Annotated in this window: 18 protein-coding genes; 12 read left to right on the plus strand and 6 right to left on the minus strand. The window is 43.2% G+C overall.

The features are described 5' to 3' along the window. Nucleotides 1-329 (minus strand): insulin activator factor (locus RG608_RS11155; RefSeq protein ID WP_308946970.1); only part of this gene is annotated, 329 nt, incomplete at its 3' end. A 132-nt stretch (nucleotides 330-461) separates the two neighbouring features. Here RG608_RS11155 and pabB point away from each other — a divergent pair. The 9 genes from pabB to RG608_RS11200 all read left to right on the plus strand — a co-directional run bounded on the left by pabB (nucleotide 462) and on the right by RG608_RS11200 (nucleotide 9,222). Further along, entirely contained in the window at nucleotides 462-2,183 is a 1,722-nt protein-coding gene (gene pabB, locus RG608_RS11160) for an aminodeoxychorismate synthase component I (RefSeq protein WP_308946971.1), read from the plus strand. A 151-nt stretch (nucleotides 2,184-2,334) separates the two neighbouring features. Beyond that, nucleotides 2,335-3,243 carry an ATP-binding cassette domain-containing protein gene (locus tag RG608_RS11165; RefSeq protein WP_308946972.1) on the plus strand — a complete coding sequence of 303 codons (909 nt, stop codon included), beginning with the start codon at nucleotides 2,335-2,337 and terminating at the stop codon, nucleotides 3,241-3,243. A 16-nt stretch (nucleotides 3,244-3,259) separates the two neighbouring features. After that, on the plus strand, nucleotides 3,260-4,018 hold the full coding sequence (locus tag RG608_RS11170; RefSeq protein ID WP_308946973.1) for an ABC transporter permease: 759 nt from the start codon (nucleotides 3,260-3,262) through the stop codon (nucleotides 4,016-4,018). A 37-nt stretch (nucleotides 4,019-4,055) separates the two neighbouring features. Continuing rightward, complete coding sequence (locus tag RG608_RS11175; RefSeq protein WP_308946974.1) at nucleotides 4,056-4,748, plus strand: ABC transporter permease; 693 nt, start codon at nucleotides 4,056-4,058, stop codon at nucleotides 4,746-4,748. Between the two features lie 144 nt (nucleotides 4,749-4,892). Next, nucleotides 4,893-5,591, plus strand: coding sequence for an ATP-binding cassette domain-containing protein (locus RG608_RS11180; RefSeq protein WP_308946975.1), 699 nt, complete (start codon nucleotides 4,893-4,895; stop codon nucleotides 5,589-5,591). Nucleotides 5,592-5,812: 221 nt separating this feature from the next. Next, entirely contained in the window at nucleotides 5,813-6,721 is a 909-nt protein-coding gene (locus RG608_RS11185) for an ATP-binding cassette domain-containing protein (protein ID WP_308946976.1), read from the plus strand. 12 nt (nucleotides 6,722-6,733) lie between these two features. After that, entirely contained in the window at nucleotides 6,734-7,429 is a 696-nt protein-coding gene (locus RG608_RS11190) for an ABC transporter permease (RefSeq protein WP_308946977.1), read from the plus strand. A 145-nt stretch (nucleotides 7,430-7,574) separates the two neighbouring features. Further along, on the plus strand, nucleotides 7,575-8,507 hold the full coding sequence (locus tag RG608_RS11195) for an ABC transporter ATP-binding protein (RefSeq protein ID WP_308946978.1): 933 nt from the start codon (nucleotides 7,575-7,577) through the stop codon (nucleotides 8,505-8,507). Then, complete coding sequence (locus RG608_RS11200; protein WP_002896539.1) at nucleotides 8,500-9,222, plus strand: lantibiotic ABC transporter permease; 723 nt, start codon at nucleotides 8,500-8,502, stop codon at nucleotides 9,220-9,222. Before RG608_RS11195 ends, RG608_RS11200 begins: the two co-directional genes overlap by 8 nt. A gap of 110 nt (nucleotides 9,223-9,332) precedes the next feature. On the opposite strand, the gene RG608_RS11205 is transcribed toward RG608_RS11200, so the two are convergent. The 4 genes from RG608_RS11205 to RG608_RS11220 all read right to left on the minus strand — a co-directional run bounded on the left by RG608_RS11205 (nucleotide 9,333) and on the right by RG608_RS11220 (nucleotide 12,906). After that, nucleotides 9,333-9,950 (minus strand): helix-turn-helix transcriptional regulator, encoded by a 618-nt coding sequence (locus tag RG608_RS11205; protein ID WP_308946979.1) that lies wholly within the window; start codon nucleotides 9,948-9,950, stop codon nucleotides 9,333-9,335. A gap of 109 nt (nucleotides 9,951-10,059) precedes the next feature. After that, nucleotides 10,060-10,893 (minus strand): CPBP family intramembrane glutamic endopeptidase, encoded by an 834-nt coding sequence (locus RG608_RS11210; protein ID WP_308946980.1) that lies wholly within the window; start codon nucleotides 10,891-10,893, stop codon nucleotides 10,060-10,062. 455 nt (nucleotides 10,894-11,348) lie between these two features. After that, nucleotides 11,349-12,224: a HAMP domain-containing sensor histidine kinase gene (locus tag RG608_RS11215; RefSeq protein ID WP_308946981.1), complete on the minus strand. Its 876-nt coding sequence runs from the start codon at nucleotides 12,222-12,224 to the stop codon at nucleotides 11,349-11,351. 1 nt (nucleotide 12,225) lies between these two features. Beyond that, complete coding sequence (locus RG608_RS11220) at nucleotides 12,226-12,906, minus strand: response regulator transcription factor (RefSeq protein ID WP_308946982.1); 681 nt, start codon at nucleotides 12,904-12,906, stop codon at nucleotides 12,226-12,228. A 320-nt stretch (nucleotides 12,907-13,226) separates the two neighbouring features. On the opposite strand from RG608_RS11220, the gene RG608_RS11225 reads away from it, so the two are divergent. After that, nucleotides 13,227-15,008, plus strand: a complete 1,782-nt coding sequence (locus RG608_RS11225) for a serine hydrolase (RefSeq protein ID WP_308946983.1) — start codon at nucleotides 13,227-13,229, stop codon at nucleotides 15,006-15,008. Nucleotides 15,009-15,025: 17 nt separating this feature from the next. Continuing rightward, the gene (locus tag RG608_RS11230; RefSeq protein ID WP_268686861.1) at nucleotides 15,026-16,804 is read left to right on the plus strand and encodes a serine hydrolase; all 1,779 of its coding nucleotides are present in this window, start codon (nucleotides 15,026-15,028) and stop codon (nucleotides 16,802-16,804) included. Nucleotides 16,805-17,017: 213 nt separating this feature from the next. Here the strand turns inward: RG608_RS11230 and RG608_RS11235 are convergent, their stop codons facing one another. Next, a complete protein-coding gene (locus RG608_RS11235; RefSeq protein ID WP_208447622.1) occupies nucleotides 17,018-17,578 on the minus strand; it encodes a TetR/AcrR family transcriptional regulator in 561 nt (186 codons plus the stop codon). Nucleotides 17,579-17,673: 95 nt separating this feature from the next. Here RG608_RS11235 and RG608_RS11240 point away from each other — a divergent pair, with 95 nt between their 5' ends. After that, nucleotides 17,674-18,339, plus strand: a complete 666-nt coding sequence (locus tag RG608_RS11240) for an HXXEE domain-containing protein (protein ID WP_268686859.1) — start codon at nucleotides 17,674-17,676, stop codon at nucleotides 18,337-18,339. Nucleotides 18,340-18,538 lie beyond the last annotated feature (199 nt).

Below are 18,538 nucleotides of genomic sequence, written 5' to 3' on the forward strand. Positions count from 1 at the left end.
AGATAAAAAATCCCCGATATGATAGCTAGAACGCCGGCCAAGTCCCCCAAAAATGGAATAACTCCTGCAAGAAAAGCAAAGAAGAGAAACTTATGGCTTGTCTTATTGACTCTTGATTCTTCACTATAATGAGCCATTCCGGCTAGGGAAAGACAAAGAAACAGTAAGCTGATCAGTATAATCAGGACGCCCCAGTCAGAGTTTTCGATGATTTTAGGAACTAAAGCAACTATTTCCCAGTGCCATCTATTTGAAGAAGCGTAAAGGATTATCAGACCTCCTAAGATACCGGCAATTCCATTTACCAATAACAATTTATTTGACTTCATAGCAATCTCATTCTTTCTTTTTTAAACATAGTATACCTAGCTACTTTCTAATCTGTCAACCTTTATAAAAGAATCAGTGTTTCATCCGATAAATCCGTTTTCATTCATATTATCTTATGATAAAATAACTTTATGCACAAGAAAACGATTATTGATTTTAAGCAGTTGGGCCAACGCCTGATTTTTACAAATCCCATCAAGGAGCTAAAGACTCGCAATCTTGACCAGGTAGAGGCGCTTTTGACAGAGGTTGAGGGCTGGCAGGAGAAAGGATACTATGCTGTCGGCTATGTCAGCTATGAAGCAGCTCCAGCCTTCGAGGAAAAGTTCCAAGTTCATTCCGCTCCGCTCCAGAAGGAATACCTCCTCTACTTTACTATCCACGATAAGGCAGAGCAGGCTACCATTCCCTTGACCTATGAGAAAGTGGAAATGCCCGCAGCTTGGCAGGGGCTGACTTCTGAGCAAGAATATCAGAAGGCTATCGAGACTATTCATCATCATATCCGCCAGGGCGATACCTATCAGGTCAACTACACGGTACAGCTGTGCGCGGAGCTCAATCCTGAGAACAGCTTAGCTATTTACAATAGGCTGGTCGTCGAGCAAAATGCGGCCTACAATGCCTATATAGAGCATGATGAGACCGCCATTTTGTCCATCAGCCCCGAGCTCTTTTTCGAGGAGCAGCGAGGTCAACTGACCACTCGTCCTATGAAAGGAACCATCAATCGGGGACTGACCTTAGAGCAGGATAGAGAGCAGGCTGCATGGCTGGCCCAGGATGCCAAAAACCGAGCAGAAAATATGATGATTGTCGATCTGCTACGCAATGATATGAACCGCATTTCTCAGACGGGCAGCGAGCGGGTTGAGCGTCTCTGCAACGTCGAGCAATACTCTACAGTCTGGCAGATGACCTCTACCATTAAAACCCTACTGCATGAGGGAATCGGACTGGCAGAGCTTTTCAAGGCGCTCTTTCCTTGCGGATCCATTACAGGCGCACCTAAGATTTCGACCATGGCAATCATCAAAGCAACAGAAAAAGCTGCCCGCGGTGTCTACTGCGGTACAGTCGGCATCTGCCTACCAGACCAGAGACGGATTTTCAATGTCGCCATCCGCACCATTCAGCTGGAGGGAAGAAAAGCCATCTATGGCGTTGGCGGCGGCATTACTTGGGACAGCACGTGGAAATCCGAATACATAGAAACCCAGCAAAAGTCGGCTGTTCTCTATCGAAAGAATCCGCGATTCGACTTGATTTCTACCGGAAAAGTGACGGACGGAAAGCTGACCTTGCAAGAACAACACCTGCAAAGACTGACAGAAGCAGCCGGCTACTTCGCCTATCCTTTTGACCAAGACAAGCTAGAGCAAGAGTTAGAAGAAACCTGCGCTCAGCTGGATAAAGGGCAGGATTACAGGCTGCGTATAGCTCTTAAAAAAGACGGCAGTATTGGGCTAGAAACGACTCCTCTACTGCCACTGACGGATACTTTCAGAAAGGCAAAACTGGTCAAGCAAACGGCCAATCTAGCCCAGCCTTTCACCTATTTCAAGACCAGCCATCGGCCACATCTGACCTTGGAGCAGCAAGAACAGATTTACTACAATGCCCAAGGCCAGCTGCTGGAAACCTCTATCGGAAATCTGCTGCTGGAGCTAGACGGCAAGCTCTACACGCCTCCAGCTGAACTAGGCCTGCTCAAGGGTATCTACCGTCAGCAGTTATTAGATAAGGGTCAAGCTACTGAGAAGGTTTTAACGCTGGCTGATCTGGATCATGCTGAGAAAATCTACGCCTGCAATGCAGTCAGGGGATTGTACGAGCTGGAGATTGAAGATTAAGAGTTCCACAATTTGCCACTTGATTTTAATCCTCATCAAAAACTTTAGAAATATTTGAGAAATTCTTTATAAATATTTGAAAGTTTGGCGCTATACTAGTTAACAAGAAGAGGAGTTTTCTCTCCTAGTATCATGAAAAGGAGAATTGATCATGGAAAATGTTTTGGTTTTACAGCAAGTCAGCAAAAAATTTGGCCGGCAGTACGCTCTGACCGATGTGAGTCTGACGATAAAAAAAGGAGATATTTACGGTTTGATTGGCAAGAACGGGGCCGGAAAGACCACTCTGATCAAGGTCATTACCCAGCTCTTGGAAGCAAGCAGTGGCAATGTCTCCCTCTTTGGCTCTCAGAACTATCAAGAATGGACGCAGAGTCTCAAACGGGTCGGATCGGTTATCGAAACTCCGGTTGCTCACAACCACCTGACAGCCTATGAAAATCTCAGCTACTACTGCAAGCTCCGCCATATTCCCCATGCGGACAAGGTCATCCGTGAAACCTTGGAATACGTGGACTTGACGGATACCGGCAAGAAGAAATTTCGCGACTTCTCACTCGGGATGAAACAACGGCTGGGTCTAGCTATCGCGCTTCTTACCAGACCTGACCTGATGATACTGGACGAGCCTATCAATGGCCTGGATCCAGTCGGCATCAAGGAATTCCGCCAGCTGGTACAGCGGCTAAACGAAGAGTTGGGCATGACCTTTATCATCTCCAGCCATATCCTGTCTGAACTTTACTTGGTAGGTACTCGGTTCGGCATTATCGAGGAGGGACGGCTGATTCGCGAGATTTCCAAGGCGGAGTTTGAAGAACAGAGCGAAGACTATATCGTGCTTAAAACGTCGCAGTTAGAAGAAGCCAGCCGGCTGATTCACGACCAGCTCATGCATCGTATCAAGGTGGTCAATGCTTCTGACGAGATTCATATCTTTACCCATTCGCATGAGATTAGCAAGATTGTCAAGGAACTTGCGGTCGCAGATATACCGGTGCAGGAGATTTACTATGCACGACAAAACCTAGAAAACTTCTTTACAGACTTGGTCAAATGACAAAGGGAGGCTTATCATGATGGATTTCATTCGAGCCGATTTATACCGGCTCATGCGCTCAAAAGGCTTTTGGATTACTGAATTTTTATTAGTCTGTGTGATTTTCTCAGCAACCTTCTTCCAAGCAAATATTCATTTTGGAGCAAATATCTCCAGAAATGAGGCTGCTACTCAAGCTCTAGGAAAACTAACCGGCCTTCAAGCTCTGGACTATTTTGCAGGCAATACAGACAGTATGCTCTTTTTCACCATCATTGGTATCGGTATGGTCCTTGGAGTGGACCTATCTCGGAAACTTTATAAAAACTGTCTGAGCTATGGCATCTCTAAGCTCAGCTATTATTTTTCTAAATTCTTTGTCTGCGTTAGCATCGCAGCCTTTCACTTCCTGATGATTTTATCTATCTCCTTTGTGACCGCTAGTCTGTCCAACGGAATTGGAAGTGCCCCCAGCTCTTTTTTGCCTCAGCTGGGAACTGCTCTCTTCATTCAATTTCTCAGCACGGTTACATGGATTGCCATCATTTCTTTTGTACTCTATGCCAGCCACTCCATCGTATCTATCTTTCTGACCTATTTCCTTGGTGGTACCTTACTGACTATTCCCCTCATCTTTTACCCGGACAATGAATGGCTGATCTATCTGACTCTGCGATTTAACACAGATATGGCAGCAGATAGCGGAGCTGTTATCAAGGCTATCCTGACAGTGGTAACGGTCACCCTGCTCTTTCTAGGTGGCGGGCTGATGATTTTCAAAAAGAAAGATTTATAAAAAGCAGGAACAATCTTAATCATTCAGAGGAGATTTCATGTTACATACTATTCAGGCGGAACTCTATCAGCTTGTCCGCTCCAAACCTTTTTGGCTAATAGAAGGCTTGCTCTTTTTTCTTATTTTCATCAGCTCTCTTGGTGAAAGAAACTTTAATTTTTATATCTCTACATCTTCTGATCCAGAAGAAATAGTCAGCCAAGGTTGGACAGGATTTGAAGCTCTCGGGCAGCTTGCTAAAGATTTCCTGCCCTTTGTCATGATTACTGTCCTTGTGCTCATCATCTTTCTGCTAGGTCGTGACCTGACTAGAAAACTATACAAAAATATATTGGCTAGCGGGGTTTCTCGGAAAGAATTTTACTTATCCAAAATAGCTGTTCTTGTCATAATTATCATCTTTCAACTAGTGGCAGCCTTTGCTATAGCCTTTATCTTTGGGAGCCTCTTCCACGGACTTGGGACTATGCCAAAGAACTTTTTCTGGAGCTTTTCCTTGTCTTTCTTTCGCTCCTTTCTCTTTATTATGACCTGCAGTTCCGTAGTTACCTGTCTTCTCTACCTGACCCGCTCCACCCTAGCTAGTTATCTGGTCTTTTTCGCCCTAATTATGCTTCAGTCTAGCCTCGTTATCGTTTTCCCCCAGATAAATTCTGAACTATTCTTATTCCTTATCCTAGCTGGTTCTCTCTTAGGTGGTTACCAAGCCTTTCAGCACAGAGACTTATAAATTTAAGCAGTCAGCCCTTTGGCTGCTTTTTTATTGCTTTTGGATTGGTTCTGCATTTCTTTAGAAATATTTTAGAATTTCTTGAGAAATATTTGAAGTCTAGGCTGTAAACTAAAAGTAAGCACAAAGAAACGGAGTATCACCATGCAGCATATCTTAGAGATTAAACATATTACGAAACAATCCAACCAGCAAGAGTCCCTTGATCAAGTCAGCCTATCTATCCAAAAAGGCGATATTTATGGATTGATTGGCAAGAAAGAGAGTGAAAAAACGAACCTGATTAAGATGATTTCCCAGCTCATTCATGCCAGCAACGGAACCACTGCCCTCTTTTCCTTTGCTGACAATCAGAAGGAATGGAAGAAGGCGCTCAAGCAAAGCGGAGCTATCATCGAAACACCGATTGCACACGAGCATCTGACAGCCTTTGATAATCTGCTCTATTATTGCATTGATCGAAAGGTTGCCAATCCTGATAGGGTTATCCAAGAATGCCTAACTTATACCGGACTGACCAAGGCTGGCAAGAAAACATTCAGTGAATTTTCCCTAGGTATGAAGCAGCGGCTAGGCATCGCTATCGCCCTTATTGATAAGCCAGACCTGCTGATATTGGATGAGCCTTTTAATAATCTAGGACCTATTGATATCAAGGAATTCCACCTCATGATCCAGCGAATCAGCCAAGAACTAGGAACGCCCCTTATCATTTCCAGTCACATCCTATCTGAACTTTCTTTGGTTGCCACCAAATTTGGCATTCTGGAACAAGGCAAGCTTGTAACAGAATTTAGCAAAGAAGAATTCGACCCTCAACTTATACCAGAACAGCTTAACTAGCTACAGGTCTAGCAATGACTATTCTTCTTCACAAAGCATTGCTGAAACCTTTGTTGCTTTTGAGAACTTGACATCTTTTAACATAAAAAATCAACACCCCAAGCAGCCAGTCAGCCGATTGGTTGTTCTGCATTTCTTTAGAAATATTTTAGAATTTCTTGAGAAATATTTGAAATCTAGCTTGTATACTAAAATCAAACCTAAGAAAGCGAGAATATACCATGCAAACTGTTTTAGAAGTAAAGCAAGTTACCAAACAATATGGCCAGCAATATGCCCTTGATCATGTGAGTCTTTCGATCCAAAAGGGCGAAATTTACGGTTTAATCGGCAAGAACGGAGCTGGCAAAACCACTCTTCTCAAGACCATTAGCCGGCTCATTCATGCCAACAGCGGAACCGTGTCTGTCTTTGGTTCGCAGAACTCTAAGGAATGGAATGAAGCCTTGCGCAAGATAGGTACTGTCATCGAAACACCAGTCGCTTACAATCAGATGACTGCTTATCAAAATCTCAACTACTACTGCAAGGTCCACCAGATTGCCCAGCCCGACCAGCTCATTAAGGAAACCCTGGCCTATGTCGGATTGAGCAATACTGGTAAAAAGAAATTCCGCAACTTTTCGCTAGGAATGAAGCAGCGCTTGGGAATCGCTATTGCACTTATAAGCAAGCCTGAACTTATGATTTTAGACGAGCCCATCAACGGCCTAGATCCTCTTGGCATCAAGGAATTTCGACTGATGATTCAGCGACTCAATCAAGAATTGGGGATTACTTTTATCATTTCCAGCCACATCTTGTCTGAGCTTTATCTGGTAGCCACCAAGTTTGGAGTGATTGACCAAGGACGGCTTGTTGCAGAATTCACCAAGGACGACTTTGACCGAGCCAGCGAAGATTATATCGTCCTCAAGACTAGCGATAAAGAACAGGCTGCCAATCTCATCCAAGGCAAGCTCCACTATCAGCTCAAGGACGCTGATAAATCTGACGAGTTGCACATTGTCGCCCAAGAGCAGGAACTAAATGACATCAACAGGGAGTTGGTTCTATCCAACATTCATGTCAATGCTATCTATGCAGCTCACAAAGATTTAGAAAAATACTTTACAGATTTAGTCCAGTAAGGAGAAAAAACCATGTTACATACTTTTCAAGCAGATTTTTACCGCTTCTTTCGTTCCAAGGCTGTTTGGATTACCGAATTCATCTTTCTACTGACGACCTTGAGCGCAGTCTTTGGCAAATTAAATGCCGTCCAGCTTATACAAGCGGTGTCTAACGCTATCGGTAATAATACTTTTATCATCATTATCCTGTCTATGGTCGTCATCGGGACAGATCTGAACAAGCAACTTTACAAGAATACTTTAACCAGCGGCGTTTCCCGTACCAGTTTCTTCGTCTCTAAAGCCCTAGTCATGGTCTGCGTAACGTTCCTGCAGTTGGCTCTCTATTATAGCATCAACTTTATCCTAGCAGCCATTCTAAACGGTATTGGTGATTTATCCGCCACCTTCCTGCTTCAGTTTATTCTTCTATTCTTTGTGCAGTGCCTGACTGTCATGGCTTGGACAGCCATTATTTCCTTTATTCTTTATCTGAGTAAATCTATGATTGCTGCTCTGGGAGGTTACCTTTTCTGCGCATCCTTAACCGGAGCTCTTGCTCAATTTTATCCCAAATCTTTATGGCTGCAGCATTTAACCATGAGCTTTGATTTTGAGACACTTCAAAGCAACGGTGTAACCTTAAGAATTGTTCTAATCGCCTTGTTTTTGGGGACCGTCTTCACAGCAGCAAGCCTCTATACTTTCCATAAAAAGGATTTATAGTAGAAAATGAGCTAGTTCTTGACTGGCTTATTTTAATCTCTTCAATTACATATTTCTTTAGAAATATTTTAGAATTTCTTGAGAAATATTTGATAATTAGTTTGTATACTAAAAGTATAAACAAAGTAATTAAAGGAGAAACATCATGCAAAATGTTTTAGAAGTGAAAGGACTCACTAAAAAATACGGTGATCAATATGCTCTGAAAGATGTCAGTCTTTCCATCAAGAAAGGAGAGATCTACGGTCTCATCGGAAAAAACGGTGCTGGTAAGACCACACTGATCAAAATCATCACTCAAGTCATCTATCCTAGCGGAGGAACCGTGTCTGTTCTGGGCTCTCAGAACCAACAAGAATGGACCAAGGCCCTCAGCCATACTGGATCTGTTATCGAGACCCCTGTAGCTCATGCCCACATGTCGGCCTATGAAAATCTGCGCTACTACTGTACCGATCGGGGCATTCCAAATGCTGACAAAGTCATCAAAGAAACCCTGCAATATGTCGGCCTGACCGATACTGGAAAGAAAAAATTCCGCAATTTCTCTCTAGGGATGAAACAGCGGTTGGGCATTGCCATTGCCATTTTGGGGCGTCCCGACTTGCTCATCTTGGACGAGCCCATTAATGGTTTAGATCCAGTTGGGATTCAGGAATTTAGAGAAATGGTCAAGCGCCTCAATCAAGAACTAGGCATCACCATCATCATTTCCAGCCATATCCTGTCCGAGCTTTATCTAGTCGCAACTCGCTTTGGTTTTATCAATCAAGGGCATTTCATCAAGGAGCTGTCTAAGGAAGAATTTGACCGAGAAAGCGGCGACTATATCATCCTCAAAACGGATAATATCAAGCAAGCTGCTCATTTAGTGCAAGACAAGCTAGGCTACCAGCTCAGACCAACCAACAAGGAAGATGAGCTGCATATTTCCGGCCAAGTACAAGAAATTCGCAAGATTGCCAAGGAACTAGTCCTAGCCGACATCCCAATCGGGGAAATCTACTACGCCCACAAAGACTTAGAAAAATACTTTACAGACTTAATCAACCAACAAGGAGGAAACACTCATGTTTAATAGTATCAAGGCGGATTACTACCGTCTCTTCCGCTCCGTAGGATTCTGGGGAGTGCAGGCTTTCTGCATCTTTGGAATTCTCCTCGGCATTTTCACTTCCAAAGTTGTCAGTTCCGACAACGGTATCTTTTTTGCCATAGATGTCGTCTCCTACAACAGCGGCATGCTCTTTATTGCCTGCAATGTCATGACTAGCTTGCTTCTCGGTGTTGATCTCAATGACAAACTTTATCACAATAACCTGACTACAGGCAAGACTCGGACCCAGTATTACTTCTCTAAATCACTGACTATCGGTAGCTTACTTCCTATGCAGTTCATACTACTCTACATTTTTGGTATTGTCATCGAATTTGTCCGAACCGGTGGTAATATGGGAACCCTGCCAGCTAATTTCTGGGGACAATTCGCAATACTCTTTGTCATGCAGGTCATCTGTACCTATGCTTGGTACTGCATTACCAGCTTTGTCCTCTACTTGACTCGAAACTATAGTGTCGTCTTTATCACCTATATCATGACCTACATCTTACTCGGCCTCCCTAGTCAAATGGTTGATGCCAATAATGAATGGTTCAAGGCTATCAAGATGGAGTTCGTCTACGGAGACGCTTCAATACCAAGTGTCATCATCAAAACAGCTATCTTTGCTCTCAGTCTGATCACGGTCTTTAGCTTAGCAGGACTGGCTACACTGAAAAAGAGAGATTTGTAAAATAAAAACTCAGCTAATCACTAAATTAGCTGAGTTTTTTTGAGCGGATTTTAATTGGATGATGAGCAGATTTCACCCTTTCTGGTCTAGCCCTCTTTATCGGCTTTCTTTCACTGCTTCCAATCTTGCTTTTTCAAGAACAGACTGATGCAGACTCCTAGGATAAGGTAGAAAGTGACAAAGGTAAGACTAGCTGCCAAACTGGTCGGATATGGAAAGATCTTGCCCAGAGGAAAAAGAACATTAGATAGAAATCCGAGGGGAACAAAGAGCAAGAATAAAATCAAGGCTAGCTTAACCTGAAAAGAAGGTCTTACCTCGGATAGATTGCGGCCCGTTCCCCACACCAGCAGCCCTACTCCCTGAACGATCAGCACCGGCGTTAGCAAGATACTGATCTTGAGAAAATCAGCTAGGATAATGGAGAGGATGATGCCCAGACCGACAAAGCCAAGAGAGAGCTGATAGCAAATATTGCTGGCTATTCTCCTGTGCTTGATTGACTGCTCTTCCTCTTTCTGGACTACAGGCTCAATTCCCTTGAGCAGATAGTCTGTGGTCACCTCAAAATAGTCACTCATGGAAATGATCTTATCCAAATCAGGCATACTCTGCTCGCTCTCCCACTTGGAAACGGCCTGTCTGGACACACCGAGTTGGTCGGCTAGCCCCTCCTGAGAAATGCCCCGCGCTTTTCGCAGGTACTGGATTCTGTCTGATAGATTCATGGATTGTTTTACCTACTCTTTCTTATTTTTTATACTTTCTTTCATTGAAACTTATTATAGCACAAGGCGGAGAGACTGCAAAGTCTGATTGTCACCCCTTCATAAAATGCTAGACTTCTTCTTTAGACGGAAGTGCTTTTTCCTCCCTATCCGTCCGATACCAGAGATAGATACTATAAAGTGTCAGGAGAATCACACCTCCAAAGTAAAAGAAGGGATTGACTTGAGAGAAATCCAATTGATTGTTAGCTTGAGCTACCCCAACAAAAGTCGGGATGAGGGTGTTGGAGAGCGCATGAAAGATGTTACAAGCAAGGACAGACTGGGTCTTTTTATACAGAGCTGCAAGCCAAAAAGATAGAAGGATACTGAAAATGATAAAAACTGAGAAAAGATCCTGGCTTCGATCATAAAAGCGATCGTAAAACCAGAGAGGAATATGCCAGATGGCCCAAATAATACCGGTCATCAAGGTAGAGACAAAGAAAGAAAATTTTTTCTCTAAGGCCGGCTGTAGGAAGCCCCGCCAGCCAAATTCTTCAATCCCGCCCGATAGGACAATACAATAGATAAAAAACCAAGGAAATCTTACTAAAGCGCCGTCTACCAGCTTGCCGCTAGAAGCTAGGGCATAGAAGGCGGTCAGACCGCCACCATAGATTAGCAAGTAGAGCCAGGTCTCTTTCTTGCCTGAAAAGAGATAGGAGCAAATGGCCTTGAAGCCTTTCTTTTTCAGTACGATCAGGCTAGCCAGCATAGGCCCAAACATAGCAATACCATTTAGAATAGCTTCAAGAGCTAGATAGGCTGTAGGTGGACTGTCTGTCCAAAGGTTTTTGAGGATGATGTCCAGCAGCCAGAATCCCCATGTCCAGCCGAAGTTCCAAGCTAGGAACGGCAAAATTAGTTTGGGTTGTGGTTTGATAGTTGTTTCTGTATTCATGAGAATACCTCCTTATAATATAATTAAACTTAAGTTTTTGATCCAAATCTTCAAAGACAGCGACTCGTTCATTCCGAAATCAAAAACTTGGTTTCTGCTTTCAGATTAACAAAAAAGCCAGTTGCCTTTCTAGCGACTGAACTTGGAATAAAGAAAAAATCTAGTTGCTTTTTGAGTGATTGAACTTGGAATCTTTGTCAACTGTCAGTTGCAAGTCAGTTATATCAAGGGCTTAGAGTAGTTGGCTGATTTTTCACTTTGACCGGTAAAATGGCCTCTCTAAGATAATTGGCTTTTCAAATCACAAAACAAAAAGACATATTTATCATGCCTTTCTTCGACTTAATCTAAAAATAAACCTCAGCCAATTCGAAAATTAACTGAGGTTTTTTGAGCGGATTTTGAGGCTAGCTAATAGAGCTAACTCTTTCTTCTTTTGCTTTTTTTAAAGTCATTTACAAGTTCACAACTAGTTCAAACCAGTCGTCCTCGGCTTTCATTGTCAAGTCCCCGCCTAGGATTTCGACTAACTGCTGGGTAATGTAGAGCCCCAGCCCTGAAGACTCCTCGCTGCTGGATAGATTTTCTGAGTAAAAGCGATTGGTCAGCTTATCCAGATATTGGATAGGCTGCTGGACGATATTTTTGACGGTAAAGATACAATGCTCGCCCTCTTTTTTCAGAGAAATGCTGGCGGACATACGGCCGTGCTTGAGGACATTGCTTATCATATTTTGGACAATGCGCTCTAGAATTTCTGGGTCTGTCTCTAGCTCTAGACCTTCAGCCAGCTCTACCTGCAGGTCAATCTGGGCTTTCTGAAAGGCATCATAATAAGTAAAAAGCTGCTGGGTTACCAGCTGGGATATGTCTGTCGGCTGGACATTGGCCCGAATGGCTCCCTCCATCAGCCGGCGATACTCCATCAAGGCTTCCAGCCGTTTGGATACCATTCCCAGACTATCTGCAATTTTGACTAGCTGCTGACTTTCCTGACTATCATCCTTCAAGAGCTGCTGGGTGTAGCCACTGGCAATGGTCAGAGGAGTGCGGATATCATGGGCGATATTACTGATAGCCATATCCAGCGTCTTCTTTTCCTGCTGGACGACAAAGGTCGTCTTATCTAGCTCCCTAAAGAGCAGCTCTGCTTCCTCTGTCAATTCCAAAATACTGGGGGCATGAGCAGCAGGAGCCAGACGATTCTGGCTCCCTGTCTGTCGCTTCCGACGAATCTGCTGTGCCACATCCTTGACCGCCAGATGATAGCGTATGAAACCAATAGCCAGAAACAGACTGATAAGGGCAAATAAAATGACTAACACCAACATATCAGTCCTCCTTGAGCCGGACACCTAGTCCCCAAACAGTCTCTATGTATTCCTCTGTTGGGTCCAACTGAGCCAGTTTCTTACGTAGATTGCTGAGGTGGGTATTCAGGGTATTATCCCCAGGCAGATAGCTCTCTTCCCAGACCTGCTCAAAGAGCTCTTCCTTGGTGTAGATCTTCTTGGGATGACGGAGCAAGAGCTGGAGGATATGATATTCTTTCTTGCTCAGACGGACGCTTTTCTCACCGCAGACCGCCTCAAAGGTAGCCTTGAGCAGACGGATATTTTTAAAGGACTGGCCTTCTTCCTCGCCAGTCAAAGCCTGCTGGCTGCGCAGCTGCACGGTAATACGGGCAAAAACCTCATCCAGATTGAAAGGTTTGACGATATAATCATTAGCACCATTCAGCAGGTACTCGCTAACCAGCGCTTTCTCGCCAAGGGCTGTCAGCATAACCACTGGCACCGTAGCATTGCTGCTGCGAATTTCCCTCAACACTTCATCACCATTCTTCCCCGGCAGCATGATATCCAAAAGGACCAAATCAATCTCCTCCCGCTCAAACAGCGAAATGCCCTCTGTCCCCGAATAGGCAGAATAAACCGTGTGTTCCTTCTGAAAAAGTTCTTTTAGAATTTCATGAATATCACTATTGTCTTCAATGAGTAAAATATGAGCCATAAACACTCGCCTCCAGAAATTTCCTATCACTAGTGTAGCAAGGATAAGAGGCTAAGTCAATAAAAGATGGACTATTCGAAAAACTTTAGAAATATTTTAGAATTACTTGAAGGATATTTGAGAATTGGACTTTAAAATAGAAAGAAAGAAATAAGAAATGTATGTGCTATAAAATGGAGGCTCAGAATGTTTAAAATTTTTTGCAAAATCATTTTTAGAAGTATTACTTTCGCCCTTGAGGGCTAATAAAAAAAGGAGACTGCGCCGACTATCTGAATTCAGCTTATGTGAGTACTAAAGTTGAACAGAAAGGAAATGCTATGAAAAAAACATTTATTCTAACGCTTCTAACGATTATAACTCTAGGACTCTTCCGGCCAATTACTGCATCGGCTGAGGAGTCTCAAAAGCTGCCATCTGGTATTGAACGGGACCAGATTGGCCGGAAAATCCAAGACTATGTCAAGGAACATGAAAAGACAACAGCCGGCATGGCGACGGCAGTCTTTGATAAGGACGGTACCATTTATCAAGGCAACTTTGGATACATGGATAAGGAAAAAGGCATCAAGGCCGATGATGATAGCGTTTTTGAATGGGGCTCCGTAACCAAATTAACTGTCTGGCTCTCTGTTATGCAGCTCTGGGAGCAAGGTAAGATTAACTTAGAAGAAGACATCCGCACCTATCTGCCAGAGGGCTTTCTTAAGAATCTCCGCTATGACAAACCTATCACCATGTTGGATCTGATGAGTCATCAGGCAGGATTTGATGAGACTACCTTCTACATGCGAAGTGACAAAAGTATCGAAGAAATCCTTAAAGAACAACAACCTATTCAGTCTTTTGAACCCGGTACAGTCACAGCTTATTCAAATTACGGTGCTGGCTTGGCTGCTCTGATTGTCGATCGGATCTCTGGTCAGACTTTTGCCGACTATGCCCATGAGCATATTTTCCAACCACTGGGTATGGATAAAACGGCTATTTTGCCGGATCTAACAGACAATTCCTACGTTCAGAAAAAGCGTCAAGAAACCAAAGGTTACGACACTAAAGGAAACTTACTAAGCAAGGATCATTTCATCACTAGCATCTATCCTATCGGAGCGGCTGCTGGCACCTTGAAAGACTTGGAGAAGTTCGCCCAAGCCCTGCTGGCTCGCAAGACGCTCTTTGAGCGCCCAGAGACCTGGAACACCCTCTATACTGCCAGTTCCACCTACCCTGACACGGATATCATCCGCAATGCTCATGGCTTTTGGGCCAACGAATACGGTACTACTGTGTTGGGCCACGGCGGAAATACAGCTGGCTCTACTTCACGGATATTGTTGGACTTGGAGCACGGTATCGGCTATGTCGTCATGACCAATCAAGGTACAGAGCAAAATTATAATTTCCAAATGCCAGAGCTCGTCTTTAGACCACGTAAAACGGCCAGCAAGGAAAACCAAGAGCAGTTCAGTCCAGGCTATTATCGCACTCTGCGTAACTTTAATCAAGGGCCTCTGGCTATCTTTAAAATGATTCCAGCCTCCGCAGACTACTTGCAGGAACCATCTGACGATCAGCGATTGCCAAACAACTTCTGGACCATTTATCAGAGCCAAGGCAAGACCCGTATCGCAGTGGCTGTCGCAGACTATGAGAAAGTCTCTGACTTTGATTTCTTTAAAGACTATGTTGTTCTAGGCTTGGCCGGACTTGGTATCATCTACGCCCTCGGCCTGCTCATCATCAGCCCGCTTCTAGGAGTCTATCGGCTTATCTTTCGCAAGAAACAAGACCAGCCAGACCGCACTTGGAAGGTCTGGAACCTCCTAACAGCTGTTGGTATTTTGGCTGTCCTAATCAATCTCTTTCTGCTATTCATGTCAGCAACTTCAGGAGATTTCAGCGAAATCGCTCAGTGGCGCTACATGCTCTTTGCTGCTTTGGGACTCCTGCTAACCGCAGCCGCTCTGTTACCTCTCTTCAGAAAGTTCAGAGAAAAGCTCAGCAAAGGCCGCCTCTTCCTAACATCCGTGACCAGCCTATCTGCCTTAGCAGTGGCCGCTAATATCCTCTATTGGTCTCTATATCAGTGGTGGGTATTCTAATATGAAAGGAGCCAGCTATGAAAAAAACATTTTCCCTAATCCTTTTAACTCTTTTGACTTTAGGACTCTTTCGACCAATTACCGCACTGGCTGAAGAGCAGAAACTCCCATCTGGTATCGAACGTGACCAGATCGGCCAGAAAATCCAAGACTATGTCAAGGAGCATGAAAAGACGACTGCCGCTATGGAAACGGCAGTATTTGACAAGGATAGCACCATTTACCAAGGCAACTTCGGTTATATGGATAAAGAAAAAGGCATCAAAGCTGACAACAGCAGCGTCTTTGATTGGGGCTCTGTGACCAAGCTGACCGTCTGGATAGCTGTCATGCAACTCTGGGAACAAGGAAAGATTGACCTAGAGGAAGATATCAAGACCTACCTGCCAGAGAATTTTCTTAAAAATCTGCACTTCGACAAAGCTATCACGATGCTGGATCTCATGAATCATCAGACGGGATTTGATGAATCTCTGTCTTACACAAAAGGTGATAAAAATATAGAGGAAAATCTACGCATGCTCCAACCTGTCCAGTCCTTTGAACCTGGAACAGTAACCTCTTATTCCAACTATGGTGCTGGGCTCGCTTCTCTGATTGTCGAGCGGATTTCTGGCCAGACCTTTGCTGACTATACCCACGAGCATATCTTCCAGCCGCTTGGCATGGACAAGACAGCTCTCCTACCGAACTTATCTGATAATCCCTATGTTCAGAAAAAACGTCAAGAATCTAAGGCTTATGATACAAAGGGAAATTCATTAGGCACAGCTTTTTATGAATATGGTCTCTACTCAATTGGCCAAGCAGCCGGTACCTTGGAGGATTTACAGAAATTTGCTCAGGCTCTGCTGGGGCGCAAGGTTCTCTTTGAACGTCCAGAAACTTGGAATACTCTCTACAATCCCACTTCGACCTATCCAGGTACAGACATTGCTCGCAATGCCCACGGTTTTTGGATCAATGAATACGGAGTCAGCATCATTGGCCACGGTGGCAATACTGATGGTTTCAGTTCTCGTCTCATGCTAGACTTGGAAAGTGGCATCGGCTACATAGTCATGACCAATCAAAGCATGGAAGAGAATTACAACTACCAAATGCCTGAACTGGTTTTCGGAAAACGTAAAACAGCTGACGAAGATACCCAAAAGCAGTTTACACCAGGCTACTACCGTTCTCCACGTACCTTTCTCCATGGCCCCTTATCCTTTCTTAGACTCATGATGCCCTCAATAGAGAAGATTGACAATCCTGCTCAGAACCGAATCTTGAGTACCAATTTTTGGACCATCTATGAGAGCAAGGGAAAGATTACAATTCCCGTCGCTGTGGTGGACTATGAGAAAATCTCTGCTTTTGACTTCTATAAGGACTATATCATCTTAGGATTAGGCATCCTTGGAATTGTCTATAGTTTTGGAACGCTCATCATCAGCCTTTTATTAGGAGCTTATCGCTTGATTTCCCGAAAAACGGTTGAGTGCACAGACCGCACTTGGAAGGTCTGGAATCTACTGACTTCTCTTGGTATTCTGGCTGTTCCCCTAAACCTGCTAATGATTATGATACCTTTGATGTCAGATGACCTCGATTCTCTAGCTCCCTGGCGCTACATGCTCTTTGATGCCTTGGGACTCCTGCTAACCGCTGCTGCTCTGCTGCCGCTCTTCAGAAAATCCAGAGAAAAGTTCAGCAAAGGCCGCCTCTTCCTGACGGCCATGACTAGTCTATCTGCTTTGGCAGTGGTTGCTAATATCCTTTACTGGTCCCTCTACCAGTGGTGGGTGATGTGATATAAGTTGCCTGCCTTCCTTTGGGAAGGTGGGCTTTGGCTTTTTGGAAAAATATGATGTCCTCCATATTAGCTGCTTAGAGGTACGAGGGAAAGATGTAGAGAAGCAGTGTCAGGTTGACAGAATAGATAGGTGAGAAAGAGAAAACATATGCTTAGCTATCAAATAGTAACATGTCATACGTTTTTTGATTCATACTCAAGTTATTCCTGCCTAGTGTGAATTTTCATTATTTGAGTATGAATGCCAAACTGATAATTTGTTAATTTGTTCTTGAATAAAGAGGGTTAGTTCCTCAACTGTTAAGGGAATATCCTGCCTGGCATATTTTTCTAGCAGCGCGAAAATCCCTCCCATTACAAAATCAAAAATCAAGTCTAATTCTGTATTTAGTTTTTCAACTTTTAAAAATGCCAGCAAATGAGGTTGCAAGGCTTGTTTGTAAGATTCATAAAAGGAAGAATCTCTGTTTAGAAATACGATTATTTCACCATAGACTTTATGAACAGTAATCAACGATTTTATAAATTTCTCGTCTGTCAGATTTGGTTGCAGACTGATTTCAGAAATGATAGAGTGAATCAAATTGGTTTCCACTTGCTTCCTGAGATCGTAAACATCCTCAAAATAGTAGTAAAATGTCGACCTATTATAACCCGTCCTTTGACAAAGTTCTTTTACTGATATTTTATTTAAAGGCTTTTCGCGTAAAGCCTTGAGAAAAGCTTCCATAAAAAATTCTCTGGTTTCTTCTAATGCAAATAACAAACTCATGACTTTCCTTTCGGACACTTTGGGCAAAATTGTTGGTATCATTCATGGCAGATTTTGTCTATACTAGACTTATCTTATACAAATGAGGTATTGTTATGTCCAAATTGATTTCTGTTTGGTTAAAAATCTGGATTCCCATTCTCTTTGCTATGGGAATCGGTATTCTCTTATATCTTATCACAAATTGGACTACACTAGATGCTGGAAGCAGATTTGTCGCTATAATCTATGTCATGCTCCCTTTGCACTGTCTAGAGGAATGGAGATTTCCTGGCGGTTTTCATTATAACTACAACATGCTTCGGCGCTCTCGAAAGCCCGATCGCTATCCTATGAATCAATTTTCTGATATGCTGACTATCATGTTAGCTGAATTAATTGGTATTGTCTGTCTTTTCTATGGTGTCAATCAGATCATTGTCATCTGGAATCTTATCTTTTGCTTTTTTGAAATGATTGGTCACCTGATTTTTGGGTTCAGTATGTACCGACGTTTTCGAACAGTAGGAAAAAGAACCATTTATAACCCAGGTTTTGCGACAGCGGTTGTCTTTACGCTTCATGCTCTCTACTATGTTCTGAGCCAGTATCCTACAAATCTCCCCGGTTTGCCAATAATCATTTTAGCCATTATCAGTGGAACAGTTCTTGTAAGTAGTGTCGTTCTTATCCCTGAGCAACTGTTCAAATCAAAAGAGACCCCTTATCCTTTTGATAGCAACCGCTATTATGAAAAATATATCGCGAGAGAAAAAAACTGAGCTCCCTTCCCTATTTCATAATCTTCTTCAAAAATTCTATGAGAAGTCGAAGGCATAACTGAGTGACTAATATCCACCAAAAATCGAAAAGTGGCCTAGTTTTATTCTGCGTATTTAGTTTTTTCTTGTTTTTTTATATTTTACTTATTATAATATTAAAGTAAGTAAAAAAGAAAAAAATCGTCAAGCTATTTTAGAA

This window comes from Streptococcus sp. IsoGale022 (assembly GCF_031142805.1).
GTDB classification, from domain to species: Bacteria; Bacillota; Bacilli; order Lactobacillales; family Streptococcaceae; genus Streptococcus; species Streptococcus sanguinis_A.